Annotated in this window: 3 protein-coding genes and 1 pseudogene; 2 read left to right on the plus strand and 2 right to left on the minus strand. The window is 56.4% G+C overall.

All coding sequences use genetic code 11. The features are described from left to right. Positions 1–215, minus strand: a pseudogene (locus tag AC1DVF_RS28665) (sensor histidine kinase); the annotation flags it as partial. Beyond that, entirely contained in the window at positions 212–1,816 is a 1,605-nt protein-coding gene (locus AC1DVF_RS28670; RefSeq protein WP_093442081.1) for a tetratricopeptide repeat-containing response regulator, read from the minus strand. The pseudogene AC1DVF_RS28665 and the gene AC1DVF_RS28670, both read right to left, overlap by 4 nt. Before the next feature lie 210 nt (positions 1,817–2,026). On the opposite strand from AC1DVF_RS28670, the gene AC1DVF_RS28675 reads away from it, so the two are divergent. Beyond that, positions 2,027–3,376: a lysozyme inhibitor LprI family protein gene (locus AC1DVF_RS28675; protein ID WP_477783566.1), complete on the plus strand. Its 1,350-nt coding sequence runs from the start codon at positions 2,027–2,029 to the stop codon at positions 3,374–3,376. 29 nt (positions 3,377–3,405) lie between these two features. Further along, positions 3,406–3,620: hypothetical protein (locus AC1DVF_RS28680; protein WP_477783567.1), on the plus strand; the 215-nt coding region annotated here is incomplete at its 3' end.

Consider the following 3,620-nt stretch of genomic DNA (forward strand, 5'->3'; position numbering starts at 1 on the left):
AGCTTGTACAGCCCGAGCAGTTGCACCAGCATGCCGTTGAGATGGGCAAACTCGAAGTCGATCACACCCTGCTCCGCGCCTAGTCGTTGCGCCTCAGGCAACCGTGCCAGCCATTGGCTGTGGGCCTGCATGAGCATGGCCAGCGAGTTCTTCATGTCGTGGACGGTGGAGGCGATCACCGTAGAAAAATCCAGAGCTTGCTCGTCGTGGTTCATTCGCCAAACGCCTTGCTTTTCAGCTTCTGATAACGCGCAAAACGCGCGTCGGTGTCGGGCATCAGGCCAACCATTTTCAGGCAGGCCCGACATTCTTCCAGTTCCGCCGACGGCACACTGGTGTCGGTGCCGTGGAGCAGCGACTGGGCCATGTTCAGCGCGATACTGATGTTCTTCGGTTGCATCTTCAGCGCCTTGCGGAACACCTCACGGGCCTCCACCAGGTTGCCGGTCTTGTACACGCGCACGCCCTGACGGTTGAGGTCAGCAGCGGCGTTGCTGGAACTGAGGATAGTCGGGTCATCAGTGAGCTTGGCGATGTCTTTCATTACTGCCGGATCGTCACCGTAGATCTCTGCGCAGCTCTTGAGCATCGAGGTGCCCGCCTCGGCCTGTCCGAGCATCTGCAATTGCTTGGCGACCAACAGCGCAGCTTCCGGACTCATGAACTGCTCCATGCCGTCGAGGCGCATAAGCGCTTGCTCGGTGAGCTTGTCTGCGGTCTCGGCATCGTTGAGCAACAGACTGGTGGCTTTCATCAGACGCGCACGAATCTGCAGGCCGGGGTCGCTCGGGTTTTCTTTGGCCACCGCACTGAGCGTGGTGTTGATCTCCAGGCGTGTGCGCGTGTCGAGCCCGCGCTCACTGCCTTTGCTGATCAGCGCGTGAGCCAGGCCGAGATTACTTTCCGGATCCTTGAAGCGCGACTGCGCGCCTTGCGCTACGGCCTGACGATAGGCGCGGGACGCGGTGTCGAAGTCTTCGTTGGCCATCGCCAGTTTGCCCAGCAACGCCTGCCGACGCACCGCCAAGGGAGACAGGCGAATCGCCTCCTCCAGCACCCGTTGCGCACCTTTGCTATCGCCTTCGGCGACCAGTACATCGGCCATGCCGTCGTACAGCGCCGGCATCATCGGGAACACCTTCAGGGCCTTTTCATAAACGCCCTTGGCTTGCGCCACCTGGCCACGCTTGAACAGCAATTTGCCAAGTCCGGCAAATGCCCATGGCAACGGCCGGTCAGCAATGATGCTGTCATAGAGACGTTCCAGCGCTTCGTTCTGATTCATCTCGCGCAGCGCATCGGCGCGATAACGCAGGCACAGCGGTGAATAGCGAATGTCCTGCTTGCACAGGGCGATGCAGGCGTTAAGCACCTCGACCGGTTTGCCACGATCGAGGGCTTGTAGAATCGGCTTGAGCAACGTCTTGCGCTGTTCCAGACGCTCCAGGCGCTGGGCCAGGCCGGAGCGGTTGAACGGCTTGGTCAGGTACGCATCCGGTTCGTGCTCCAGAGCACTGAGCACCATCGCCTGACTGGTCTCGGCCGTCACCATGACAAACACCGCTTCATGGCTGATAAGCTTTTCCGACATCAGATCTTCGAGCACCTGCTGGCCGTTCTTCTTGCCATCGCCGAGATGGAAATCCTGCAGGATGAAATCGTAGGACTTCTGCGCGCACATCTTCAGCGCCTGCTCACCGGTGTCGGCCGTGTCGACGTCCTTGACCCCGAGCTCACGCAGCATCGAACGCACGGAACTGCGGAAATCCGAGAAATCATCGACGATCAGAAAGCTTTTTTGGTGATACGACAGCATCGAAGATTTCCAGGCAATTGAAGTGAGGGCAATTTCAGGCGCGCAGATGATAGCTGGCGGCAAAATGCTATCAAGCGATTTCGCGCCACTTTTAAGTCACCGAATGGGTTATCGGCCAGAAGTGCGGTTCCCTGAAGCCAGTGCTTCAAGATTCCTCTGCGAGCATTTACCCTGCGCGCCAGGACAACTTCCCACTACAAGGCTTACATCGTGGACATCAAAGGACGCTACATCGTGTCCGCCTGCGCTCTGCTGTTTGTTCAGCAGGCAATGGCGGCTGGAATGGATTGCACAAAAGCGGCGAATGCCGTCGAAAACACTGTTTGCGCGAACAAGTCGCTGTATGAACTGGATGCGCAGATGGAGGTGGTTTATCGGGATTTATTCAAGGTTTCTGCTCCCGCACAACCTGAGCTCAGGCGCACTCAACGACTGTGGCTGAAAGCCCGCAACGAATGCGCCGAAGACATTTCGTGCCTGGATCAGCACTATCGCGAGCGCCTGCAAGTGCTGCTGGCACAGTGGCAGGCAGCCGTTGCCTATCAACCGGATGACCTCGATGAACAGGCGCTGGACGACCTGCAAAAGAGCATTCAAGCCGCCAGTAAAGATGATCCCGAATTTGCGCTGGACCGAGCACTCGCCGCGCTCGCCGTGAAAACAACTGCCGGCGGTTTTCACGGCGATGCCAGTGAAGAGGATTCGTCGATAACGCACTTTCCGACTGCACAACCCAAAGGTGTTACTGCAAATGAATGGCGAGCCTTGACCGCTTCGCGGATCACTGACGCTGCCGAAACCGGCCTGACCTCTTACACTTTGCAGGATCTGGATGGCGACGGGCAGCGCGATCTGATTGTGAATACCTACGCCGGGGGCACAGGTCTGTTCACCTATGTGGAAACCTGGCGTCGCGACGGAGAACGGTTCGTCAAATGCTCTGTTGAGCCCGAAAGTTCGCTGTTCTACACCAACGATCGCGGTGCCAATCAGTCGGTAGACTGGATAAACCTGCGTGGCAAAACTTACGCGGCTTATCGAAACAGCGAGTACGGCGTTGATCGGATCTACTTGCTCAACCCGCTGCAAATCAACGTCCAGGTGCCTACGGTGACGATCCGTTATCACTACGACCTCAACGTGCCCGTTCTTCAACACAAAGATGACGGCAACAGCACGTTTGAACTCGAACCCGATCTGCACCGAGCGCTCAATCTGGCAGTGGCGAAAGTAAATGAAACCGCTGCTATCCCTTCAAAAGAACCGCTCTGCCCTATTCCGGCTACAGGCGCTGGTGAAAACGATTACTACAGCTTTGGCCCGGCGCATTACAGCATTGAAAAAGTAGCCGACCTGCCAGTCTTCATTGGCAATGATTGTTACATCGGCGCCTTGATCGACTGGTTCGGCAGTTACAGCGAAAAGAATGGTTTGTTCGCGCAACTGGCATTGCGTAAACCGGACAGCGATGACGGCAGCCGCACATACGAAGTCTACGGTCGCCGACACATAACCGAAGTCAGTACCTCAATGGGTAAAATTGAGCTGAACGAGGGTTAACCGCTTATCCAGTCTGATGTTGAAGATCAATGATGCAGTCGCGGCACGTTGTGGCAATTCGTCGGCTGACGGTAAAACAAAAGCCCCGTCGCAATTTCGATTGCGACGGGGCTTTTGTATTTGAACTAGATAGTCTTCCCGAACTTTTTATCCCTGATAAACTTTCCTGCGGGCAAAACAAAACCCCAACTGCTTTCGCAATTGGGGTTTCGGAATTTAATCTTGACGATGACCTACTCTCACA

This window comes from Pseudomonas sp. P4_D7, from assembly GCF_056401755.1.